Genomic DNA, 16,347 nt, shown 5'->3' with positions numbered 1-16,347 from the left:
TAAAAAGTATAGGAATGATTGAGATGAATAAAATGGGACTTATTCTACTTTCCGTTGCCCTTATCGTGCTGACGTTGGCAGCTTGCAGTAATAATAGAAGCACCTCCGGGAGCGGCGACACGGCTGAGGAAACAGGGTTGGTGAATGGTCAACCCGGAACAACAACAGGCGCAAATCCCGGTGAAGAAGAAGCAACGTCTTCCAGCGGAAAGAAGACAATTATCTTCTCTTCGTTCTGGCCGAACGAGCAATACGAGCAGGCCGCTAAAGCTTACGAGGCGGCTCACCCGGATATCTCGATCAAGCTTCAATATGGGCTGAGCGAAGAATATAGCGATGATGGGGGAGGGAAGCAGACGGATTCGGACATTGAGAAGTTTACTGCTTCCACAAACGCGGCCATGCTGGCGGGCAAAGGGCCAGACCTGCTAGACCTTCGATATTTGGCCGCAGACGATTATGAAAGACATCATTTGCTGGAGGATCTGCAATCAAGAATGGCCGGAGACAAAACGTTTAATAAGATGAACTACTTCGCGAACGTGCTGGACGGAGGGAACTCGGAAACAGGCCAATTCAGCCTTCCATTATCCTTTAGCCTAAGTGGTATGGTTGGCGACAAAGCTGCTATCGCCGCGACCGGCGTGAAGTTTGATGACCGGGCATGGACATGGGATGACTTCATGACAACAGGAAGGGAGCTTGTCGCGGCAAAGGGTAAATACGATGCGGCTGTCGTTAGCGGTGAAGGATATCAAGTAGGCGGTACGGATTATTTTGTGCGCAGCATCGTCGCGGACAATTATGGCAGATTCGTGGATGAAACAAGCCGAAAGGCGAGCTTTGATTCACCTGCCTTCGCCGGCTTGCTGAAGCAAATCAAGAGTATGTACAACGATGGCGTTGCGGGTTCTAACGGACGCGGTTATTTTATCAATGTTTCGATCTTATCCCCGGAGGACTATTTGACCAGCTTGCACGCTTTTGGCGATGAGACCGCCTTTTACGTGAAGCCGCATGCGGATGAAGAGGCTGCCGGCACTTCCTTCGAAACGCGAGCAGACATCGGGATAAATGCCAATTCAAAAGTGAAGGACGCAGCTTGGGATTTCTTGAAATACTTGATGGATCACACGTCAATAGGTCTTCCAATCAACAAGGAACGCTTCCATGACGCTATTCAACTGTTAAAGGAGCAGGGTACGATCACACCTCCATCCATTGATTCGCAGCATAGTAAGCCATTCAATGTGGACGGTGCTCAGCTTGACCAGCTCGAAGGCTTTGCGGACGCCGCCGCCCGCAAGAGGAACGAATCCGGGAAGGTGCTCGACATTGTAGCCGCCAATACGGATGCCTTCTTCACCGGTCAGAAATCTGCGGAGGACGTTGCGAGGTTGATTCAGAACAAAGCAATGACCGTCCTAAATGAGTAGCTGGTGGTTACGGCGGCTGCGGGGAGACGGTATGGCGGTCTGGCTGTTCCTTGGGCCAAGCCTGATCGGATTTTCCTTGTTTTATCTCATTCCATTTGTACTTGGCTTCTATGAGTCGTTCACTGACGGCGCACTCGGGGGACGGTTTGTCGGTATAAATAATTATACGGATCTGCTCCACAGCGCCTCGTTCCGTAAGGCTGCGGGCAATACGATGCTGTTTACGGCAATCGGTGTACCGCTGCTTATCGGGCTGTCGCTGACGCTTGCCGTCCTGCTGAATCGGCCGCTCTTTCTTCGCAGCTGGCTGCGGACGTCGTTCATGCTGCCACTTGTCGTACCTGTCGCTTCCGTAGTAACGGTATGGCAAATTTTTTTCGATTGGAACGGGACTTTGAACGCATGGCTGAACGAGCTGGGGTTGGCCCGCGTGGATTGGATGCAGTCGAATTGGTCCATGACGATCGTCGTTGTGATGTACATTTGGAAAAACATAGGATACGACATGATTCTGTTATTGGCCGGCCTTCAGTCGATTCCGAAGGATTATTACGAGACGGCTTCACTCGAAGGAGCTGGCCGCTTTCATCAATTCAGACATATTACGCTTGTTTATTTGACGCCAACCATGTTCTTCGTATTGCTTATCTCCATTATCAACTCGTTCAAGGTATTTCGGGAAACGTACTTGCTGGCCGGAGATTATCCGTATGACCGGCTTTACATGCTCCAGCATTACATGAACAATATGTTCTTCGAGCTGGATGTCCAGAAGTTAACGGCCGCTGCGACACTAATGGTAGTCTGCATCGTGGTAATGACCTCCGGATTGCTCCGCGCTGAACGTAAGTTCAGGGAATATACGGAGTGAAGAAAGGAGGGGAATGATGATGAACAATTATCAACGCTTGTCCGGCCTTGCGCTGTCGGTAACGTTCAGCGTGTTTGCAGCCGTCATGTTGTTTCCGATCGGCCTCACACTTGTAAGCTCCATGATGTCGGAAGCGGAAATTAGCCAGAATTACGACCTGATCGGAAAAATGGTGGACACCGCAAACGGCGGCAAGGATGCGTTCCTTAACCTGAAGCTGCTGCCGGACTGGCTGACGTTCGAGCAATATGCGCAAGTACTGATCCTAAGCCCGAAATTTTTGAGCATGTTCTGGAATTCGGCCGGCCTTGTCTTACCGATTGTTATCGGTCAGACGCTTGTCGGTTCACTGGCGGCTTATGCATTCGCCAAGCTGCGGTTTCCCGGACGGGACAAGCTGTTCTTCGTTTATCTAATGACGATGCTCATGCCGTTTCAGGTCACGCTTGTCCCAAACTATCTTGTCATCGATATGCTGGGCCTTATGAACCGCTCATCGGCGATTGTGTTGCCTGGCATTTTCGGTGCCTTCGGTGTTTTCATGATGCGACAGTTCATGGCTCATATTCCATATGCGCTGACAGAGGCTGCCAAAATCGACGGTGCCGGGCAGTTTACGATATTCATGCGGGTTATTCTTCCGCTGGCCAAGCCGGGACTTGCAGCACTGGCTGTACTGCTGTTTGTCGATTACTGGAATATGATCGAGCAGCCGCTTATTTTCCTGCAGGATGCGGTCAAACAACCGCTATCGCTCTATTTGGCGCAAATTAATCAATCGGCACGAGGTGTCGGCTTTGCCGCTTCCACGTTGTATATGACCCCTATGGTGCTGTTATTCCTATACGCGGAGTCCTATTTCGTGGAAGGTATCCAGCACTCGGGCATTAAGGGATAAACTCAGGAGTGATTGTAATGGAAGAACGGAAACCCGGGTTCAGCAAACGGAAGTTACGCCTCTTGGCTGTTCTGTTCCTGGCTGTGCTCGCAATATGCACATTGGCGGGAAATACGCTTCGGAGCTTGTCGCTGCCGAAAGTCTATACGCAGCTTGCAGCAAAAGGATCGGTAACGCACGAGTACGAGGGGAATGCGACCGTGCAGCCGGGTCAAACGCAGGATATCACAAATCCGGCAGGCTGGAAGGTGAAAAAGGTGCTTGTCAAACAGGGCGACAAGGTATCTAGCGGCCAGAAGCTGATCGAATACGATGTCAGCGAGGCGTTGCTGCAGCTTGAAGACATGAAGACGAATCTGAAGAAGCAGCAGTTGTCTATGACTCAGCTGCAGACGGATTACATTGCAGCGGTAACGAACGGCGATGAAAGTACACTAGCCGATGCGAAGCTGGCAATGGAATCGGCCAAGCTCGATATTGCGTCACAGGAGCAGCACATTAAGAGTATCCAGAAGAATATTGCCCAAAGTCAATCGGTCCTGGCGCCGTTCTCCGGTGTCGTGATCCAGGTAAATGCAATAGCCGGCGCCCTGCCGGGAGGATCGCCGGATATTGTATTAGCAAACTCCGCTAAAGGTTATGAAATCCGGTTGTTAATTCCGGGAGATGTCGCCGGCGTGCTTAAGATAGGTGACACGCTGGATCAAATCACGGTTGCCGACAAGGAAAATCTCCAGCTTTCGGGTACAATTACGACTATTGACGATGAGGTGCTTGGCGGAGAGTTGCTTGCGCCGGCAGGCGAATCTTCTGGCACGAATGATTCTGCTGGCCAGCCAAGCAGCGTGACCGTCTCGCTCAAGGACGATAGGCTGAAAGGTGGCGAGCGTGTGCAGGTGAAGATCGCGAAGTCCAGCGATGAACAGATGGTGACGGTGCCAAATGAAGCCGTTCATCATACGGATCATGGTGCATATGTATTTACGCTGGAGAGCAAGGAAGGCCCGCTAGGAAATGCCTATTATGCCATAGAGACGCAGATCAGAATTGCTGAATCCAACGAATACGTTACGTCCGTTGCCGAAGGGTTGTTCGAACAGCAGGAAGTAATCGTAAATAGCACTGGCTTCCTGATCGATGGGACGCGTGTGAGAAGATAAACGTATTGAAACGGCAGCCAGCATGTGTGGGTTGTCGTTTTTTTACACGTTCAGGGAAGGATCGTGCAGTACGTTATCGAATTACATATATTCGTATATTTTTTAGAAAGATAGGCAAGAGGAGAGGGCAATGGATCAACAACAACAAGTAGAAGAACTATTAAGTGCGTGGTATAGCGCAGCTTTTACCATATTGGATGTCCGACATGTGTGTTTGAAGCCCCGGGAGCAGCTGCAAAACTACCGTCTGCCGGCTAACAGCTTTCTGTTTGCTTACCGAGGCAGCGCGCTCGTGGAGCTTGACGGCCAGCCGTTTATCACGAAGTCATTCCGTCTGCTTCATGGCGTTAAGGGCAGTACACTCGACGTTGCTGCCGCAGAAGACTTGTTCGTTTATTATTTAATCCTGTACAAAGCAGCGTTAACGCTGCCGGAGCAGAAAGAGAAGAAGTCAGTGACGAGCGGAAGCGTGTTCGGACAGACGTTTGGTTTTGAACCGGGGGATCCGCTTTCCTTATTGGCAAAAGCGGAGCTTCTGGGCAAGCAATGGCATGAATCGGACCTGCTTGCCAGAATTCAGACGAAAGCAACTTTCTTCGCCTTCGTGACGGAAGCGTTAAAGCAGCTGCAAGAGCAGAACGTGCCGCTAACCGGCGGAGATCTCGCCGGGAAGGTTCTTCGCTATATGCATGTGCATTATGCAGAGCCAATTAATCTGGAGCATCTGGCTGGCTTGCTGGCCTTCAGTCAGCGGCACCTGACCCGTCTGTTCAAGCAGCAGACCGGCTTCAGTCCGATCGACTATCTGGTCCGTTATCGAATGGAGAAGGCGAAGGGGCTGCTGACCAGCACCGATGCATCCTTGCAGCAAATAGCAGCTAGTGTGGGCTATCCGGACGTATACTTTTTCAGCCGCATGTTTAAGAAAATCACAGGCCAATCTCCTATTAAGTACAAAGAAGAAGAGATGCTGCGTCCGAATAATCCATTAGGGAAGTCCCGATATCCCATTGCCGCGAGACGCCGCGGTGGACATACTGGTAATGACGATAATAATCATTATCAACGTATGGGAGGATATCAAATGAGAAAAGGGACAAAACATGCAACTGCACTTATTCTACTGCTTAGCCTGACGTTGCTTATGTCCGCATGCGGCGGCGTAAACAATTCCAATACGGGAAGCGGAAATGCCGCAGCAGCAAACAACACCGCTCAACAGGAGCAGGCGACGGAGCGAGTGCTGACAGACGGATTAGGCCACGAAGTGAAGGTGCCGGCTAATCCGCAGAGGGTTCTTGCCTCGTACCTCGAAGATCATCTGGTCACGCTTGGCGTTATGCCGGTCGCCCAATGGTCGGTAGGCGAAGGGAGCGTACAGCAGTATTTGCAAGAGAAGCTTAAGGATATTCCAGCTATTCCATCGGAGCTTCCGTTCGAAACGGTCATGAGCTTTGATCCGGATCTCATTATTATAGACAATGCCGAGATGGTTGAAGGCGATAAGTACGATAAATATTCCGCGATTGCACCAACTTTTACCGTCGGTAACGGAAAAAATAATGACTGGCGGCAGGAATTGCTGACCGTCGGCGACATTCTGAACAAGCGCGCAGAAGCCGAGAAGGCGCTGGCGGCTTATGAACAGAAAGCGAAGGATGCAAAAGAGAAGCTGCAACAAGCGATTGGCACGAAATCTGCAGCAGCTCTATGGGTAACTGCCAAGAGCATCTACGTTGTGAATCAGAAACTCTCCAGCGGTGATGTCTTGTATAACGACCTCGGCTTTACGGTACCGGCAGTTGTTCAGGAAATCTCCGCTTCATCAGAGGCGAACTGGAGTACTCTCTCGATGGAGAAGCTGGCAGAGCTTGATGCTGACTATCTCTTTATCGTGAACGCAAAGGGCGTATCGAAGGAAGAGCTGCTCAAGGATCCGATTTGGGCAAGCGTTCCTGCAGTAAAAGCCGGACAAGTCTATGAATTCGACAAAAGTGGCAGCTGGTTGTATACCGGTGCGATTGCAAATGGTCAAATGATAGACGATGTATTGGAGAACGCAGTGAAATAATGCAGTTAACAAATGGGGAGTTGCCGTATAGGCAGCTCTTTTTTGATGTACACTGGAGAGCATTGCCAAGGTCGGAAATACCAGACCAGATTAGCAGGTGTATGAAACCCTTTTTCTCGAGTTACGTAAAAAGTAAAAAAATTCAAGCTAGCAGGAAGGAAGAGATAGCCGTATGAGGAAATGGTTGATCCTAATCGTAATTCTTTCAACTTCGTTGTTGTTAGGTGCCTGTTCTTTGTTTGAACAAGCCAATAATTCCTTGCAATATGTTGATCAAGCGACTCAGCATATAAACAAATTAACTGATTTTGCAGAACAAGCACCACAAATGATTAAGGACGCGGCAACTAATCCGGAAACCAAGCAACAGCTGGAAGACCAGTTAGTCTCCTTAAAGAAGGAAATCGAGCAATTTAATCTGATCGACGCTCCTTCGCTTGCAAAGGATCTCCACCAACAATTAATAGAGAAAAATCAAGTATTGCTGCAAGAGATCAACAAAGTGCTGGTTAATGGGAATCTGGCGCTGGATCAACTTCAAAACTCACCTATTATTTCTACGATCAGCGATATATCGAGCTTAATGAATCGAATTCAGAATTTAGGATTGTAACCGGTGTAGGATAGGGTATACTACGATGCGAATATAGACAGGGAGGGATGTTTTGAATCGAGGCATCCGCAAAGTACCGTTTGGTCACGTTGAAGAGACGGATACCCTTAAAGGAACGCTTGTCTATTACGATACGTTCCAGGACGTAACGGACCAGCAGCTGAGACACGCGGCGGAACTTGCGAAGACACGATCGTTTAAAAAGCTCGTACTCTACCCTTTGCACGAGGAAACGGCACGGCGCATGTGGAAGCGCCCGATTGAGCCTTACTACGTGCGGGAGAACCGTTTGTTTGATTGGCGTCGGGAGAGTGAGGATGACGGCGCGATAACCGTGGAGAACTGGGAAGGGAAGAGGAAGAAGTATACGCCCATCGAGGCGGCGCTCCGTCATTTGGCAGACGTGTATCCGCAGCCGATGTTCCTCTATGTTACACCGGAAACGGCAAATGCATTTGCATCGTTCAGCTCATTCGAAGAGTGGATTGGAAAGATTCGTCTGATTATTAGCGAACCGCCGCCGGACGCGCACCCGAATCTCACAAAGTATAGACATCGATGGGATGTCGAGGAGAACAGCTGACTGAATCAGCTGTTCTTTTTTACTTGTTATTAAATATTCACTAATCCTTCAATGAACAGCCACAAGTATAATCAATATTTCAGCACATATTGGTGTAGGTTATTTATATACAGTATTATTAACACAGCAAGGGGTATAACCTATGAAGATAAGTATATTCAAATCTACAACCATGTGGCTTATTGCTTTGATCATTATTGTTTGCGTTGTGTTTCTCGCATTTTTTTCCTCGTCTCCTAATCAGTCATCAGCAGAAGAACCCGTCATTACGCGGCAGGACGGTTTTCAGGTTGCAACGATTCAGGTCAAGCAGGACGGCTTTTACCCTGCGAATATTGAAGTGCAGGCAGGGGTTCCAGTAAAGCTGAACTTTAATAAAAACACCGGCATTACCTGCATCCGAAGCGTACTCTCGAAGGATCTTGGAATTGATACTTATTTGAAAAAAGGGGATAATTTCATCACGTTAGGAAATTTAAAACCGGGTACGTATCAATTTGACTGCGACATGCTCATGTATCATGGGACAATTACTGTAAAAGCGTGAATCTATGCTTATAATGAATAATAAATGAGACCATCTGCATTTCGGCGATATTTTCTCCGAATTCGGATGGTCTTGTTTATTGCAAATTCTTTTCAAATAAATCTCTAACCTGATCCGCCATAAATGACGTAGAATGCGGCATTTGTAGACGGATCCACCATTCCACAATGCCAATAAATGCAGAGGCCATAAACTGGGCTTTTAACTCGTTATCGATCTTGTGATCTGCACTTTCCATCTTCCCCATAAGATTAACGGCGAAGAAATTTAACAATCGGTCCCGGAACAGAAAAACTCTTTGATTCGAGAACATCGCAGAGAAAAACGGGAAATGGTCATGTAGATAATCAAACACCGGTTTGACCCCATTGGAGCTGACGGTATGATCCTCTCGTTTCTTGCACAAGGAGATCAATTCGTTAACGTGATCCTCAATGCATTTGTCCAATAAGTCATATTTATCCTCGTAATGCAAATAAATCGTGCCGCGGTTAACATTCGCACGCTCTGCTATTTCGTTTATGGTGATCTGTTCAAAGTCTTTTTCGGTAAAAAGCTCCAGAAAAGACTTCTTTATGGATTGCTTCGTGCGGAGAATACGGCGGTCCGTCCTCATAGTAGGTGCCATTGTATATGATTCCTCTCCTTCAGATAATCAACAATTCTGACGGTTTTGTTGTATATAAAACAATAACGCATCAATCAACCATTGAGTAATCAGGACTTCTGACCATAATATTAATCAACGGCCGTTATATATTCAACACACGTTAAATTAAAGGAGCGAATTATAATGGAAAATATAAAGAACAAAGTGGTCATTATTACGGGTGCATCGAGCGGAATAGGTGAAGCAACGGCGAAATTATTGGCTGAAAATGGCGCAAAAGTCGTATTGGCTGCCAGAAGAGAGGATCGTTTGCAAGCGATTGTTAATGATGTTAAACAGTTGGGCGGGGAAGCCGTTTCTATAAAAGCAGACGTGGTATCTGCTGAGGATATGCAGAATTTAGCCAAGTTTGCCTTAAGTAAGTACGGCCGCATCGATGTTCTAATCAATAACGCAGGGGTTATGCCAAATTCCAGGCTGAGTGAGCTGCGAGTTGAGGAGTGGGAGCAGATGATCGATGTGAACATCAAAGGTGTCTTATACGGGATCGCAGCGGTATTACCTGTCATGAGGGAGCAGAAGTCCGGACATATTATTAACCTGTCATCGACCTCCGGCTATCAGGTATCCCCGACATCCGCTGTATATGCGGCTACCAAATTCGCCGTCCGAGCTATTTCGGAGGGTCTGCGCCTGGAGGAGTCTTCAACTTCGGGGATTAAGTCTACTGTGATAGCTCCGGGATTGACGAAGACTGAGCTATTCGACAGTATTACCAGTCCGGAGGTGCAGGCGGTTGCTAATCAAATAAGCGACTTGGGAATTTCACCAGACCGTATAGCTAGAGCCATCGCATTTGCCATTAATGAACCGGACGACACTTTAATAAGCGAGATTATGATCAGGCCAACAGCGTTGTAATTCATACAATCAAAAAGGAGAACCCGTTATTTTCGGGTTCTCCTTTTTTTCCGAACCGGAGAAGCGGCGGAAAACTTGACAAACTTTTATGTCAGCGTTATTGTTAATTCGCAAACAGTTAATGAATTAATCATTAGGGAGGTTAAGCTTATAGAGAAATGGGATCCGTTTGAACAACCGATTCTCCCCATTGATGTTTTTCTGACGATTTATAAAACCAGTCATCATTTGGTTCAGAAGCTGGAGGAGCAGCTGGGGACATTCGATTTAACGCTGGGTCGTTGGTGCCTGCTCGTAGCGCTCAAGACAGGAGGCAGGCCAATGCTTCCGTCCGAGCTCAGCGATGATCTCTCCGTGACGAGGGCGAATATAAGCAATTTGTTAAATGCTTTAGAGAAGGCTGGAAGGATCCAGAGAGATTTTGATCCCTCCAACAGGAGAAGAATACTTGTTCGTTTAACCGCTGAAGGTGAAGACCTGATTACAGAAGTATGGCCCGTTTATGAAAAGACGATCGCCGAACATGTTGGAGGGAAACTTTCTCCGGAAGCTCAGACACAGTTGAAGCAGTTGCTGAACGTATTATTCTAATGGCTCGATGGCCGCCCGGAAAGAGGGCGGATTCTGTATTATAGTTAATTAATTAATTATTAGATAATTAAATGAAAATAAAGGGAGACTACACTCATGTTAAACAACAAGGTTGTTATTATTACTGGCGGCGGCTCAGGTATTGGATTTGCTGCTGCCCAAATGTTTGCAGCAAAGGGAGCTCATGTGCTCATTACCGGACGTCGCAAAGAAGTGCTGGAAGAAATCACGGCAAGCCATCCTCAAATTAAGGGCTTCGTCGCGGATGCAAGTAATCCTGAATCGGCTGCACTTACAGTAGCGGCGGCAATAAAGCGGTGGGGACGACTTGATATCCTCGTAAACAATGCCGGCGCCGGCGTTATTATGCCGCTTGAGCAGGTGAATGCCCAGTCCATCTCGGACGTATTTGCCGTGAATGTCACTGGACCCACACTGCTTGCTTCAGCTGCCATTCCTCACCTGGAGAAAACAAAAGGACTTATTATCAATATGTCGAGCACTTTTGGCAGCAAAGCAGGGGCTAACCTTTCTCTTTATGGTTCGAGCAAAGCAGCGATGGAGTATATGACCCGTGCTTGGGCACTGGAGCTCGCTCCAAAAGGCATTCGCGTGAATGCCATTGCCTCCGGACCGGTTGAGACTCCATTCCTTCGCGATCGCATGGGACTGACTGAGGAGCAAATCGAAGCGGTTAAGGAACATGAACGCCAGAGCATTCCGCTTGGGCGCCGCGGAGAGCCTAAGGATGTAGCGGCTTGGATCGTGAACCTGGCTAACCCGGACATGAGCTGGGTAACCGGTCAAGTTATCGGGGTTGATGGCGGGCTTGTGATTACTTAACAGGCATGCTTGAGAAGGAATTGAAAAATACTTTTGATTTGGTGTCACAGATTCAGACCCTCAATTGTCTTAGATAGTGTAAAACAAAACTAGGAGGTAAACCTAATGACACAGCGTTTAAATTATATGCAGCAATCCCCCGAGCTTTTCAAGAAAATGATGGAATTCAGCAATGCAGAGAAGGGAAGCGCCATTGAAGAGAAGATCCTTGATCTCGTTCACATTAGAGCTTCGCAAATGAACGGATGCGGATTCTGTTTAGATATGCATGTGAAGCAGGCAAAGATTAATGGCGAGAGCGAGCTTCGTCTCTATCACACTTCGATTTGGAGAGAGTCAACTCTGTTTGAACCGCGTGAACGTGCCGCGCTGGCTTGGACCGAGATTCTGACTCATCTGCCTGAACATGGCGTGCCGGACGATGTCTATAATCGTGTTCGCGAATACTTTACGGAGAAAGAAATTTCTGACCTGACTTTCTCGGTTATGGCGATTAATGCTTGGAACCGAGTTAATGTGGCCTTCAAACAGGTGCCTGGCTCGGCCGACGCTGCATTTGGTTTGTCGAAAGCTGGCTTGAACTAAATAAATAAATAAACTATTAGGATAAGAACAGGGAGGAATATACATGAAAATTGTAGTTATTGGCGGTACTGGGCTTATTGGCAAAAAACTTGTGGGCAACCTTCGTCAATTAGGCCACGAAGTAGTAGCAGCATCTCCATCATTAGGTATCAACAGTGTAACTGGTGAAGGATTGGCTGATGCGTTACACGGCGCCGAGGTTGTTGTCGACGTTACCAATTCTCCTTCTTTTGAAGATAAGGCTGTACTCGAATTTTTCGAAAATTCTACCCGTAATCTCCTTGCTGCTGAAGAAGCGGCTGGAGTGAAACACCACGTTGCATTGTCGGTTGTTGGTACGGATGGTCTGCTGGGGAGCGGTTATTTCCGAGCGAAGATGGCTCAAGAAAATCTGATCAAAGCTTCCGGCGTTGCGTATACCATCGTTCGTGCGACGCAATTTTTCGAGTTCGTTAGCGGCATTGCCTATGTCTCCACAGAAGGTCAGACTGTGCGCTTGCCATCGGCTTTCGTACAGCCGATCGCTGCGGAAGACGTGGCTGAACTTTTAGTTGACTTCACATTAGGGGCGCCTGTTAATGGTCTTCGAGATATCGCAGGGCCTGATAAATTTGGCCTCGACGATTTCGTTCGTCAATATCTGGAAGTCACTCAAGATCCTCGTCAGGTGATTACAGATGAAGAGGCTCCTTACTATGGGGTACATGTGACGCAGTCATCTCTTGTCCCTGCAGGCAGCTCAGCACGTATCAGCTCGGCACATTATGAGGATTGGCTCAAACAAATCGCGGTTCAAGTATAATTTTAAATGGATTGATACAGGAGCACCGCTAACATGCGGTGCTCCTTTCTTTTTATCGGAAGGAGATGGGATTGATGAATGAAAGAAGCAGCGCAAGGGAATCCTCTGGAAAATAAGGGGGGGTCCGGATGGATCAGCAAATACAAGATATGTCGGCAGTCATTCAGAAGAAATTAAACCATGCGCCTGATCTTATTATCAAATCATATAACGTGCAAGAGCAAACCAAACTAACCTGCATGTATTTGTGTACGATAACGGATCAAAAGCTGGTGGATGAATTGATCATATCCGGCCTGTTGACGCCTCATTCTCCGCTGGAGGACAGTCAAGACCCTGTTCATTGGTTAATGACTGCCTTTAAACAAGCAGAAATCAAAGAAGTGAGCGGGGTGGATTCCTACGTTAAAGAACTATTGGAAGGGCAATGTATCGTTGCCCCGTCTGGACAAAAGGCGGTTTCCATTAATGTCCGCAAACAAGAACAACGCAGCATAGCCGAGCCTGAAACAGAATCTGTCGTCCGGGGTCCGCGCGAAGGCTTCGTAGAGGATAGCTCGCGTAATTTATCGCTCATTCGCAAACGGTTAAAGAGCGAGAAATTGACAATCGAGGAAATGGTAATTGGCTCGGAAAGCCATACAACCGTACTCTTGGTATACATGAACGGAATCGCTGATCCAAGCATGATTAACGAATTCCAAAAAAGACTTAAGGCCATTCAAACGGACAGCATTCTTGAGAGCGCCTATATTGAAGAATATATCCAGGATAAAACCCTGACTCCTTTTCCTCAGTTCATGTCTTCGGAAAGACCCGATGCCATCGTTGCAAAATTGCTGGAAGGCCAAGCAGCCGTCATTACAGACGGGACACCTATCGTACTGGCTGGTCCTATTACCTTTTTCCAGTCATTTTCGACTTCGGAAGACTATTACCAGAGAGCTGACATTGCTACGTTACTGCGCTGGCTTCGCATGCTGTCTTTCGTTATTTCCGTGTTTACTCCTTCCTTATACATTTCCATCGCAAGCTATCATCAGGAAATGCTCCCTTCATCCATGCTTGCTAACCTTGCCTCGCAGAGGGAGGGAGTGCCTTTCCCGGGTGTAGTAGAAGCCTTCGGGATGATGGTTATATTTGAGGTGCTTCGCGAAGCCGGGCTGCGCATGCCGAGGTTATCCGGTCAAGCCATATCCATTGTAGGGGCATTGGTACTCGGCCAAGCTGCGGTAGAAGCAGGCGTGGTGTCGGCCGCAATGGTCATTGTCGTATCGTTAACCGCAATCGCAAACTTTGTTGCTCCTAATTACGGGTTTGGCATCGCCCAGAGGCTTATTCAATTTGGGTTTATGTTTTTAGCCGGCATATTAGGTTTTTTTGGCGTGATGTGCGGCGTTTTTGTGTTACTGATTCATCTCGTATCGCTTCGCTCCTTGGGCGTTCCGTATTTTGCTCCGCTCGCACCGTTAAGGCTTTCGAAATGGAGGGATACCTTTATCCGTATTAACCGGCCATTGAATCGAAGCAAGGGTTAGGAGATACGTTATGATCAAAAAAATAACTATTATTTTACTGTTGTTAGTGCTTTGTTCGGGATGTTGGGACATGAAAGAAATTAACCAGCTCGCTATCGTCGACATGATAGCCGTAGACCGGGATGATGACGGGATGTTCCACGCTTATTATCAAATTCTTAATCCGCCCAGCATTGAAGCCCGAAGATCTGGCCCTTCTAAAGCGGCGGTATATACATTTGATGTTAAATCCACGACCATGGGGCGCTTGATGGAACAAACCGGGACTGTCATGTCCAGAAATTTGTATACTTCCCATCTGCAGTGTTATGTCATATCAGAGCGCACAGCAAGAGCAGGTTTATTGAGAATGATCAATTATTTGGAGAACTATAAGGAACGCCGAACGAATGTATATACAATCGTGTCGGAAGATCCCGTTTCTGAAGTAATAAGTACGTTTACCCTGCTAGATCGGGTACCGGGGAGAAACATTCGTTTATTAATGGATTGGCATGCAAGAAAATTTGGAATAAACAAACTACCGACTAGAATGAAGGACATCGTAGAGGGAGTTCCATTTAGCAGACCAACGATATTGCCGATTGTTCAATATTCGGGAGGTGGATCGGCATCCGTTTCGGACCGGCTGGAAGATATAAATGCTACAAAGCAGAGCTTGAAAATCAATGGGGGAGCTGTATTTATCAAGGCCAAGATGGTCGGGAAGGTTAACGATGAGATTAAAAACACTTATTATGTCTTGAACGGATATGCAAGCCGCAAACCAGAAACGTTTAAGGTAAAAGGCGAAACGGTTGATATCGAAATAACCGGCATCCGCATCAAGCGGACTTGGGAATCTAAAGATGTGCTTCGAATTCGAATGGATGCGCATATGGGCATCATCAACAATGAGCAAAGGCAGAAATTAACTGTACAGAATATCGGAGAAATGGAACAGGCCTTTAACCGTACTTACAAAGAGAAGTGCGAAGAGTTCTTAAGCTTCTCTGTTCAGAAAAACTGGGATATGCTTGGCATCGGAGATATGAAGCAAGGCAGGAACAGATGGAGAGACATTCGTGTGAAATTTGAAATTCATTCGAAGCTGAACCATATAGGAAACACGATTACACCGTATGAATAGGAGAGTTACGTTGGAACAAACTACGTTAAGCCCCTTCCAAATGTTTTGTGTCATAACTTGTTTTATCGTGGGAACAACCTTTATCATGCTTCCAAATGCCACGATCGCAGATGCAAAGCAATTTGGGTGGCTTGTTCATCTATGGAGTGCGGTATTCGGAGTTCTCATTGGGTCGGTATGGATTTACATATCCGGGAAGCATCCCGGTCTTTCGCTTGTTCAAATATTCAGCAAAGTATTCGGCAAATACGCAGGCGGTTTCATTTCTGTCTGTTATATCATCTTTTTTCTCCAAATTGCCGCCTGGGTAACAAGAAATGTAAGTGATTATATGCATGTTACGATGATGCCAAGGACGCCTCCAACGGTTTTTCACCTAATGACCCTTGTGGTTTGCGCATATGCGGCAGTGAAAGGGATCCGATCGATATCACTTGTCAGCATCTTTATCGTACCTTATATTTTCATTTCCTTCTGGATTCCGTATACCATTATGCTAAACGAGTGGGATTGGCGGAATTTTAACATTCCCGCTGATTTTCATTTTTGGCACGCGGTATCCGAGACGAAATACGCCCTCGGGTTTCCTTTCCTGGAGACCATTGCTTGTATGATGATTTTCCCATTGGTACGAGTGAAGCTGAAGACGGCCGTTCTGGGCGGAACCGCCTTCGCGGGCTTTCAAATTGCGCTGTCCGTTTTTTTCGCGATTGGAATTCTAGGGGTATACAGATCTTCCCATCTTCTGTATCCGGAGTATACGATATTCCGAGAAATGGAGTTTTCCAGCTTCATGGAGCACCTGGAATCCATCATTTCCATAAACATGCTGCTCGTTGTGTTTGTAAAGTTAAGCTCCATCTATTATTTTGCCGTAACAGCGATTTGTCAGGTATTCTCCATTCGTAGCCGCGCGGTTGTAGCTATCCCCTTGATATGGGTCATATCGGCTTATTCGCTGCTTTTCTCCAACATTTCAGAGAATGCGAAGTGGATTCATGATAATTTGTTTATCTATTACGTGCCTTTCGGGGTAGGGTTCCCTGTTCTGCTGCTTGTGTTCACTTGGTTTCGTAAAGAAAGAGGGGAAAGGACAACGTGATTGGACTCTTGGGGGCGTTTATTGTCTTCTTAGCTGCAGGATTCATA

17 protein-coding genes are annotated in these 16,347 nt (G+C 47.2%); 16 read left to right on the top strand and 1 reads right to left on the bottom strand.

Annotated features, from left to right (window positions below; all coding sequences use genetic code 11):
• Positions 1-23 precede the first annotated feature (23 nt).
• The 8 genes from BM200_RS05665 to BM200_RS05630 all read left to right on the top strand — a co-directional run bounded on the left by BM200_RS05665 (position 24) and on the right by BM200_RS05630 (position 8,179).
• Complete coding sequence (locus tag BM200_RS05665) at positions 24-1,436, top strand: ABC transporter substrate-binding protein (protein WP_175532744.1); 1,413 nt, start codon at positions 24-26, stop codon at positions 1,434-1,436.
• Positions 1,429-2,307 carry a carbohydrate ABC transporter permease gene (locus tag BM200_RS05660; RefSeq protein WP_245772906.1) on the top strand — a complete coding sequence of 293 codons (879 nt, stop codon included), beginning with the start codon at positions 1,429-1,431 and terminating at the stop codon, positions 2,305-2,307. The genes BM200_RS05665 and BM200_RS05660 overlap by 8 nt, the downstream gene beginning before the upstream one ends.
• 19 nt (positions 2,308-2,326) lie before the next feature.
• On the top strand, positions 2,327-3,205 hold the full coding sequence (locus tag BM200_RS05655) for a carbohydrate ABC transporter permease (protein WP_091183541.1): 879 nt from the start codon (positions 2,327-2,329) through the stop codon (positions 3,203-3,205).
• Between the two features lie 17 nt (positions 3,206-3,222).
• Positions 3,223-4,365 carry an efflux RND transporter periplasmic adaptor subunit gene (locus tag BM200_RS05650; RefSeq protein WP_091182289.1) on the top strand — a complete coding sequence of 381 codons (1,143 nt, stop codon included), beginning with the start codon at positions 3,223-3,225 and terminating at the stop codon, positions 4,363-4,365.
• 130 nt (positions 4,366-4,495) lie between these two features.
• Positions 4,496-6,436: an AraC family transcriptional regulator gene (locus tag BM200_RS05645; RefSeq protein ID WP_091182286.1), complete on the top strand. Its 1,941-nt coding sequence runs from the start codon at positions 4,496-4,498 to the stop codon at positions 6,434-6,436.
• Positions 6,437-6,608: 172 nt separating this feature from the next.
• A complete protein-coding gene (locus BM200_RS05640; protein WP_091182284.1) occupies positions 6,609-7,049 on the top strand; it encodes a DUF6376 family protein in 441 nt (146 codons plus the stop codon).
• Positions 7,050-7,101: 52 nt separating this feature from the next.
• Positions 7,102-7,632: a hypothetical protein gene (locus BM200_RS05635; RefSeq protein WP_091182282.1), complete on the top strand. Its 531-nt coding sequence runs from the start codon at positions 7,102-7,104 to the stop codon at positions 7,630-7,632.
• A 142-nt stretch (positions 7,633-7,774) separates the two neighbouring features.
• Positions 7,775-8,179, top strand: coding sequence for a cupredoxin domain-containing protein (locus BM200_RS05630; RefSeq protein ID WP_091182280.1), 405 nt, complete (start codon positions 7,775-7,777; stop codon positions 8,177-8,179).
• A gap of 76 nt (positions 8,180-8,255) precedes the next feature.
• Here BM200_RS05630 and BM200_RS05625 read toward each other — a convergent pair whose 3' ends face one another.
• A complete protein-coding gene (locus BM200_RS05625) occupies positions 8,256-8,807 on the bottom strand; it encodes a TetR/AcrR family transcriptional regulator (protein WP_245772905.1) in 552 nt (183 codons plus the stop codon).
• Positions 8,808-8,972: 165 nt separating this feature from the next.
• Between BM200_RS05625 and BM200_RS05620 the strand changes: the two genes are divergently transcribed.
• The 8 genes from BM200_RS05620 (at position 8,973) to BM200_RS05585 (ending at position 16,300) form a co-directional block, all read left to right on the top strand.
• Positions 8,973-9,710, top strand: a complete 738-nt coding sequence (locus tag BM200_RS05620; protein ID WP_091182278.1) for an SDR family oxidoreductase — start codon at positions 8,973-8,975, stop codon at positions 9,708-9,710.
• Positions 9,711-9,785: 75 nt separating this feature from the next.
• Complete coding sequence (locus tag BM200_RS05615; protein WP_175532743.1) at positions 9,786-10,301, top strand: MarR family winged helix-turn-helix transcriptional regulator; 516 nt, start codon at positions 9,786-9,788, stop codon at positions 10,299-10,301.
• 96 nt (positions 10,302-10,397) lie between these two features.
• Positions 10,398-11,144 carry an SDR family NAD(P)-dependent oxidoreductase gene (locus tag BM200_RS05610; protein WP_091182273.1) on the top strand — a complete coding sequence of 249 codons (747 nt, stop codon included), beginning with the start codon at positions 10,398-10,400 and terminating at the stop codon, positions 11,142-11,144.
• Positions 11,145-11,249: 105 nt separating this feature from the next.
• On the top strand, positions 11,250-11,729 hold the full coding sequence (locus BM200_RS05605; RefSeq protein WP_091182270.1) for a carboxymuconolactone decarboxylase family protein: 480 nt from the start codon (positions 11,250-11,252) through the stop codon (positions 11,727-11,729).
• 43 nt (positions 11,730-11,772) lie between these two features.
• Positions 11,773-12,531, top strand: a complete 759-nt coding sequence (locus BM200_RS05600) for an SDR family oxidoreductase (RefSeq protein ID WP_091182267.1) — start codon at positions 11,773-11,775, stop codon at positions 12,529-12,531.
• A 128-nt stretch (positions 12,532-12,659) separates the two neighbouring features.
• Entirely contained in the window at positions 12,660-14,069 is a 1,410-nt protein-coding gene (locus BM200_RS05595) for a spore germination protein (RefSeq protein ID WP_091182265.1), read from the top strand.
• Between the two features lie 70 nt (positions 14,070-14,139).
• A complete protein-coding gene (locus BM200_RS05590; RefSeq protein WP_175532742.1) occupies positions 14,140-15,198 on the top strand; it encodes a Ger(x)C family spore germination protein in 1,059 nt (352 codons plus the stop codon).
• Positions 15,199-15,208: 10 nt separating this feature from the next.
• A complete protein-coding gene (locus BM200_RS05585) occupies positions 15,209-16,300 on the top strand; it encodes a GerAB/ArcD/ProY family transporter (protein WP_175532741.1) in 1,092 nt (363 codons plus the stop codon).
• Positions 16,301-16,347: the final 47 nt, after the last annotated feature.

It is taken from the genome of Paenibacillus catalpae (assembly GCF_900112695.1).
GTDB lineage: Bacteria > Bacillota > Bacilli > Paenibacillales > Paenibacillaceae > Pristimantibacillus > Pristimantibacillus catalpae.
The sequence above is the reverse complement of the archived record's forward strand: the minus strand, read 5'-3'. Positions and strand labels throughout refer to the sequence as shown.

What these genes read in the sequence shown, in the direction of transcription:
- BM200_RS05665 (WP_175532744.1), top strand. Translation starts at nt 24, where the DNA reads ATGAATAAAATGGGACTTATTCTACTTTCCGTTGCCCTTATCGTGCTG.
- BM200_RS05630 (WP_091182280.1), top strand. Translation starts at nt 7,775, where the DNA reads ATGAAGATAAGTATATTCAAATCTACAACCATGTGGCTTATTGCTTTG.
- BM200_RS05625 (WP_245772905.1), bottom strand. Translation starts at nt 8,807, where the DNA reads ATGGCACCTACTATGAGGACGGACCGCCGTATTCTCCGCACGAAGCAA.
- BM200_RS05620 (WP_091182278.1), top strand. Translation starts at nt 8,973, where the DNA reads ATGGAAAATATAAAGAACAAAGTGGTCATTATTACGGGTGCATCGAGC.
- BM200_RS05590 (WP_175532742.1), top strand. Translation starts at nt 14,140, where the DNA reads ATGAAAGAAATTAACCAGCTCGCTATCGTCGACATGATAGCCGTAGAC.
- BM200_RS05600 (WP_091182267.1), top strand. Translation starts at nt 11,773, where the DNA reads ATGAAAATTGTAGTTATTGGCGGTACTGGGCTTATTGGCAAAAAACTT.
- BM200_RS05655 (WP_091183541.1), top strand. Translation starts at nt 2,327, where the DNA reads ATGAACAATTATCAACGCTTGTCCGGCCTTGCGCTGTCGGTAACGTTC.
- BM200_RS05595 (WP_091182265.1), top strand. Translation starts at nt 12,660, where the DNA reads ATGGATCAGCAAATACAAGATATGTCGGCAGTCATTCAGAAGAAATTA.
- BM200_RS05645 (WP_091182286.1), top strand. Translation starts at nt 4,496, where the DNA reads ATGGATCAACAACAACAAGTAGAAGAACTATTAAGTGCGTGGTATAGC.
- BM200_RS05650 (WP_091182289.1), top strand. Translation starts at nt 3,223, where the DNA reads ATGGAAGAACGGAAACCCGGGTTCAGCAAACGGAAGTTACGCCTCTTG.
- BM200_RS05610 (WP_091182273.1), top strand. Translation starts at nt 10,398, where the DNA reads ATGTTAAACAACAAGGTTGTTATTATTACTGGCGGCGGCTCAGGTATT.
- BM200_RS05660 (WP_245772906.1), top strand. Translation starts at nt 1,429, where the DNA reads ATGAGTAGCTGGTGGTTACGGCGGCTGCGGGGAGACGGTATGGCGGTC.
- BM200_RS05640 (WP_091182284.1), top strand. Translation starts at nt 6,609, where the DNA reads ATGAGGAAATGGTTGATCCTAATCGTAATTCTTTCAACTTCGTTGTTG.
- BM200_RS05605 (WP_091182270.1), top strand. Translation starts at nt 11,250, where the DNA reads ATGACACAGCGTTTAAATTATATGCAGCAATCCCCCGAGCTTTTCAAG.